Origin of the sequence: Synechococcus sp. H60.2 (assembly GCF_047462315.1) — a bacterium.
GTDB lineage: Bacteria > Cyanobacteriota > Cyanobacteriia > Thermostichales > Thermostichaceae > Thermostichus.
Genome location: NZ_JANSIZ010000115.1, coordinates 1 through 4850, shown reverse-complemented (window position 1 = coordinate 4850; position 4850 = coordinate 1). Strand labels below are relative to the sequence as shown.

Below are 4850 nucleotides of genomic sequence, written 5' to 3'. Positions count from 1 at the left end.
GTGTTGGCGTGGGCGTGGGCGTAGGTGTCGGGGTCGGCGTCGCTGCGCTGAAGTAGCTGTCCAGCTGCGCCTGCGTTACGGTTACTCCCGGCAGCTTCAGCGTGCCCGAAATGAAGGTGTTGATCTTGCTGGCCGTCGGCGGCGCTCCCGTGGACACGGCGGCAAACAACACGGCCACATCGTTGATGTTGACCACGCCATCGCCGGTAAAGTCGGAAATGGCGGGATCCAGCGGGTTGCCCAGCGCCGTAACGTCGCTAACAGTAATCGGCCCTGCTTTCAGGGTATTGTTAACGAAATTTACAATTTGCCCGGGGTTGTTGGTATTCAAGACGCCGGCAGCAAACAGGATAGCCGCGTCCTTGATGGTGATGGAGGTCTTCACCCCGTCGTAGTAGAAGGAAATGCTATCGGGCGGCGTCGCAGGTGTTTCTGGAGCCTGAGCAGAGAGGGTTGGCGGAACTTGGGTAACACTGGGAGCCTCAGAAAAAGAACAGGACGTTACTCCCCCCACCAGGGAGGAGGTTAGCAGCAGCGAAAGCAGCGAAGAGCGCAGGTTGGTTTTGGGATCCCGAACAGTCATACTTAGCCTCCGTTGGTTAAAACTCAAAGGGGCTGAAGTCTTATGTAGAGGCTATCTCGCTCACTGCGAAACTGGACTAAGGAAATCCTACCCAAGTTCGCGCATAAACGTTGGGGCGGAAAAAGACCACCTGCCCGTAAAGGAAAAAAGAAGGGCAACCCAATGCCCTCCCGAGACTGCTGTGGCAGCCAACCTCAAGCTAATTTACCGAGATGCTTGGCCCGAAGTTGAAGTAGGTGGTGCCGCCGGAGTTCGTGGTGTTGTCAAAGGGGCTCAGCGTCGTGCCGCCCACCGTAATTGGCTGCAGCAAGGCGATGGCCGGTGTCACCCGGATTTGGCTGCCGAGGGGGATGGTGAAGGAGCCGGGGAAGGTGACAACGTTGCCGGATACCGACGTGGAGGTGGCGATGACTGTGCCATCGGCCTGGCGGATGGTAACTGTCGCGCCGGCAGACAGCCCCAGGATAGTGAGCTGGGTGCCCGCCGGGGTAGATGTCGGCGTCGGTGTGGGAGTTGGCGTGTAGGTTGCAGTCGGCGTTGGCATAGAGCCAGAGCCTCTGCAAACTTCAGCAGCTGGCGAAAGATTCCAGGACGGAGAGGGTGGGATTCGAACCCACGGTGGCTTGCGCCACGGCAGTTTTCAAGACTGCTTCCTTAAACCACTCGGACACCTCTCCCAGGGATCCCTACACGCAGATCTCTACTGATTTTAGGTTGTGCAATTGCCGTTTGGGCAGGGGCGGGGGGTGTTGCTTCAACGGAGGGGTTGTCCTGGGGGAGGGGATCCGCTATAACCCACCTGAGGGATCCCTGGCTACGAATGAGAGGAGACTTTTGCCCAGCTCAGGTGCAACTTCTGGCTTGGCTAATGCTAGCCTTGCTGGCTGCCTGTCGCCCTTTGCCAGAGCCACCTCCTTCCGAAGCTGCCCCGCTGGATCCGGTGCTGCGCCACGTTGGCGAAGATGGCACCCATTTTGCGGCTTCCGTGGGCGATACCCGCGCCCTTCCTCCCCACTTCCCGCCGCAGTTGCAGTTGCCTGAAGCCGCCGTCCTCTCTTCCGGGCAAATCTGGGATCAGGAGGGGGGGCTGACCTCCTTGCTCTTGCAGACCTCTCAGCCGCTGGAGGAGATTGCCGCCTACTACCGTCGTACCCTCTGGGGCCGGGGCTGGGATCTCCTCTCGGATCTGGAACAAGCCAACGGCATCCGCACCCTTGTGTTTGAGTCTCCCCCCCACCCTGAACAGTCCCTGCACCAGGCAGTCATTCAGGTGGGATCCCCCCGCCGCGGGCCGGATCAGGTGGAGTACCGGGATATCTTGATTTTGCTGAGTACCGTTGCCCCTGTCGGCAAAGCGCAGCCTGCTGCTGCAGCCTTTCCTTAAAGCATGCCCGTCTATACCCAAGCAATTGAAATTGCTGCTGACGTGGCGCGGGTGGAGCACTGTCTCATTGACCCGGAGCTGCTGCGGCGCTGGCTTAACCCGCTTTTGGGTTGCGAAGCGCTGGGATCCCCTACGGGGCAACTGGGCAGCCGCTACCGCTTTTTCCTGCGCCTGCCTCTCATTTCCCCCAGCCTGGACTGCGTGATTACCGAGCGGGCCGAGGGCCTGGTGCAGTGGCAGTTTGAGGGGTTTTTTCAGGGCACTGACCGCTGGGAGTGCCGCCCCCAGGCGTCCGGAACGCTGTTAGTGAACCGCTTTGAGTTTTCCATCCCCAACCCCTGGGTGGCGGCGGGGTTTTACCTGGTGGCAGCAGAGCTAACTCGGTACGACATGCGGGCACAACTGCGACGGCTAAAGGCAGTGGCCGAGGCTTTGGGTTAGGCTGGTGGCAGGTAGTAAAGAAACGTAAAAAATGGCAATGACCAGCAACAGCGGCCTGTTCAACCGTCGCTTTTTCGACAACTTCATCCCCCAGCCGGCCAACAGCCCTCTGCAGATTGGCGAGCTGGCCCCCGACTTTGAGCTGCCCAATGTACACGGGGATCCCGTACGCCTGTCGGACTACCGCGGCCACCAGCCGGTGGTTCTGGCTTTTACCCGTATTTTCACAGAAAAACTCTTCTGCCCCTTCTGCTACCCCCACATCCAGGAGCTGAAGGCCCGCTACGAGGAGATCCGGTCTTTGGGAGCAGAGCTGCTGATGATTACCAGCACCGACCCGGTGCAAAGCCAACAGATCCAAGCCGACCTGCAACTGCCCTATCCGCTGTTGGTGGATCCGGAGTGCAAGACCTTTCGGCTCTACGGTGTCGGCCAAGCGATGGGGGCGCCCCTGCCCGGCCAGTTCATTGTGGATCGCGAGGGGAGGCTGCGCTATAAGCACCTCTTCTCCTTTGCCGAGCCCAACGCCAGCACCGACGAAGTGTTGCGGGTCTTGCGGGAGGGGCTAGCCAGCGGCTGGGACGGAACCCGCCGGGTGGCTCCCGTGCCCTTTTTCTAAGCTGTCTCTAGGCAATTTCGGCAGAGGAGGGAAAAGGGGTGGTCTTTGCGCGGCTGGCTCAGAACAGCGCCCGGCAGGCGGAGATCCTGGAAGTAGTCCTGCGCCACGGCTGGGACTACATGCGGCGCTTGCTCTCCTTGGGCAGGGCGGAAGAGCCGCAACTGCCGCCGCCGATGGTGCTGCGCAACATCCTGGTGGATCTAGGGCCGGTTTATGTGAAGCTGGGCCAGTTGCTGAGCACCCGCCCCGATCTGTTGCCGCGGGAGTACATTGAGGCCCTCAGCACGCTGCAGAGCAATGTGCCCCCCGTGCCCTGGAAGGCGGTGGAGATCCTGCTGCGCCAGCAGTTGCAAAAGCCGCTGGAGCAGATATTCAGCAGCCTGGACACAGAAGCGGTGGCAGCGGGATCCATTGCCCAAGTCCATCGCGCCCGCCTGCTCAGCGGCGAAGCGGTGGCTCTCAAGATCCAGCGGCCGGGTTTGGAGGCAATAGTAGAGCGAGATACAAAGCTCATCCGCAGCATTGCTGAGCTGGTGGCGCAAACGGAGTTCGGTAGGCTAACAGACGTGGTGGCCTTGGCCAATGAGTTTTGCCGGGCGCTGCAGGCGGAGCTGGACTTTACCCAGGAAGCCCGCCACACGGAGCAACTGCGGCAACGCCTGCAGGCCAGCCGTTGGTTTGACCCAGCACAGTTGGTGGTGCCGCGCGTCTACTGGGCGCTCACTACCCCCAAGGTGCTGACGCTGGAGTGGATCGAGGGAAAGCCCCTGCTGGAGGCGGATCGCAGTGACGCCGACCCGCAGCAGATTGCCCGCCTGCTCACCCGCGCCTTTTTCCAGCAGATCTGCCTTGACGGCTATTTCCACGCCGATCCCCACCCCGGCAACCTCTTCTACCTGGGATCCGGTCGCGTGGCCCTCTTGGACTGCGGCATGATTGGGCGGCTGGATCCCCGCACGCAGCAGATTGTGCTGGAGCTGATTTTGGCCATCGTCAGCCTGGATGCCCAGCGCTGTGCCGAGCTCACGCTGGAACTGGCCCTGCCGGAAAGTCCCAGGGGCAGCCCGCGGGATCCCGCCGTCAGCCTGGCCCAACTGCAGAGGGAATACGAGCGCCTCTTGCGCCAGTACTACACCCTGAGCGTTGCCGAGCTGGATTTTAGCGAGCTCTTTTCCGAGATCCTACAGGCGGCACGGCGCAACCAGATCCGCATCCCCGGCAACCTGGGGCTGTGCGCCAAGGCCCTGGCCAACCTGGAAGGGATCGCCCGCCAGCTCACCCCAGACTACAATCTGCCGGAGCAAATTCGCCCCCTGATGGCCGATGTGTTTCGGCAGCAGTTGCTGGGGGAGGCCCCCCTGCCCTCGCTGCTGCGCACAGCCCTGGATCTCAAAAACCTCTCGCTGCAGTCGCCGCGGCAACTGGAAGTGCTGCTTAGCCGCATCACCTCCGAGACCCAGCGCTGGAACCTGACGGTGCAGGAGCTGGAAGGCCTCCGCACCAGCCTGGACCAGTCGGCCAACCGCCTCTCCTACAGCATCCTGGTTGGATCCCTGATTATTGGCGCTGCCATCATCTCGGCGCAAACCCAGCGCTTCCAGGTCTTTTGGCTAAGCGAGCTGCTCTTTGGCGCCGCCAGCCTGCTGGGGCTGTGGCTCATCCTCAGCATCCTGCGCTCCGGTCGCCTGCGGGGCTAATCCCGTACGCATCTCGTGTTGGCAAAGCAACACAAAAACGGTAGCAGCGGCTCTGCGAGCGCCTCGCCAAATCCCGCAAAGGCCGATTCTTTCGTTGACCCGCTCGATGCCTTGCCCCACAAGGCT

At 61.5% G+C, this 4850-nt stretch carries 5 protein-coding genes, 1 tRNA gene and 1 pseudogene; 4 read left to right on the top strand and 3 right to left on the bottom strand.

Annotated elements, in window-relative coordinates:
* The 3 genes and pseudogenes from NW845_RS12320 to NW845_RS12310 form a co-directional block, all read right to left on the bottom strand.
* Nucleotides 1–583: pseudogene (locus NW845_RS12320) on the bottom strand (hypothetical protein); the annotation flags it as partial.
* A gap of 199 nt (nt 584–782) precedes the next feature.
* Nucleotides 783–1127 (bottom strand): hypothetical protein, encoded by a 345-nt coding sequence (locus NW845_RS12315; protein WP_414378738.1) that lies wholly within the window; start codon nt 1125–1127, stop codon nt 783–785.
* A 48-nt stretch (nt 1128–1175) separates the two neighbouring features.
* Nucleotides 1176–1260 (bottom strand) — tRNA-Ser (locus NW845_RS12310).
* Between the two features lie 143 nt (nt 1261–1403).
* Here NW845_RS12310 and NW845_RS12305 point away from each other — a divergent pair.
* From NW845_RS12305 to NW845_RS12290, 4 genes are read left to right on the top strand one after another with little or no spacing between them, the layout of a single operon-like run.
* The gene (locus NW845_RS12305; RefSeq protein ID WP_414370547.1) at nt 1404–1967 is read left to right on the top strand and encodes a hypothetical protein; all 564 of its coding nucleotides are present in this window, start codon (nt 1404–1406) and stop codon (nt 1965–1967) included.
* Nucleotides 1968–1970: 3 nt separating this feature from the next.
* Nucleotides 1971–2408, top strand: coding sequence for an SRPBCC family protein (locus NW845_RS12300; RefSeq protein ID WP_414378737.1), 438 nt, complete (start codon nt 1971–1973; stop codon nt 2406–2408).
* Nucleotides 2409–2445: 37 nt separating this feature from the next.
* Complete coding sequence (locus tag NW845_RS12295; protein WP_414378735.1) at nt 2446–3027, top strand: peroxiredoxin family protein; 582 nt, start codon at nt 2446–2448, stop codon at nt 3025–3027.
* Nucleotides 3028–3065: 38 nt separating this feature from the next.
* On the top strand, nt 3066–4724 hold the full coding sequence (locus NW845_RS12290) for an ABC1 kinase family protein (RefSeq protein ID WP_414378734.1): 1659 nt from the start codon (nt 3066–3068) through the stop codon (nt 4722–4724).
* The last annotated feature ends 126 nt before the right edge of the window (nt 4725–4850 follow it).

What these genes read in the sequence shown, in the direction of transcription:
- NW845_RS12315 (WP_414378738.1), bottom strand. Translation starts at nt 1,127, where the DNA reads ATGCCAACGCCGACTGCAACCTACACGCCAACTCCCACACCGACGCCG.
- NW845_RS12305 (WP_414370547.1), top strand. Translation starts at nt 1,404, where the DNA reads ATGAGAGGAGACTTTTGCCCAGCTCAGGTGCAACTTCTGGCTTGGCTA.
- NW845_RS12300 (WP_414378737.1), top strand. Translation starts at nt 1,971, where the DNA reads ATGCCCGTCTATACCCAAGCAATTGAAATTGCTGCTGACGTGGCGCGG.
- NW845_RS12295 (WP_414378735.1), top strand. Translation starts at nt 2,446, where the DNA reads ATGACCAGCAACAGCGGCCTGTTCAACCGTCGCTTTTTCGACAACTTC.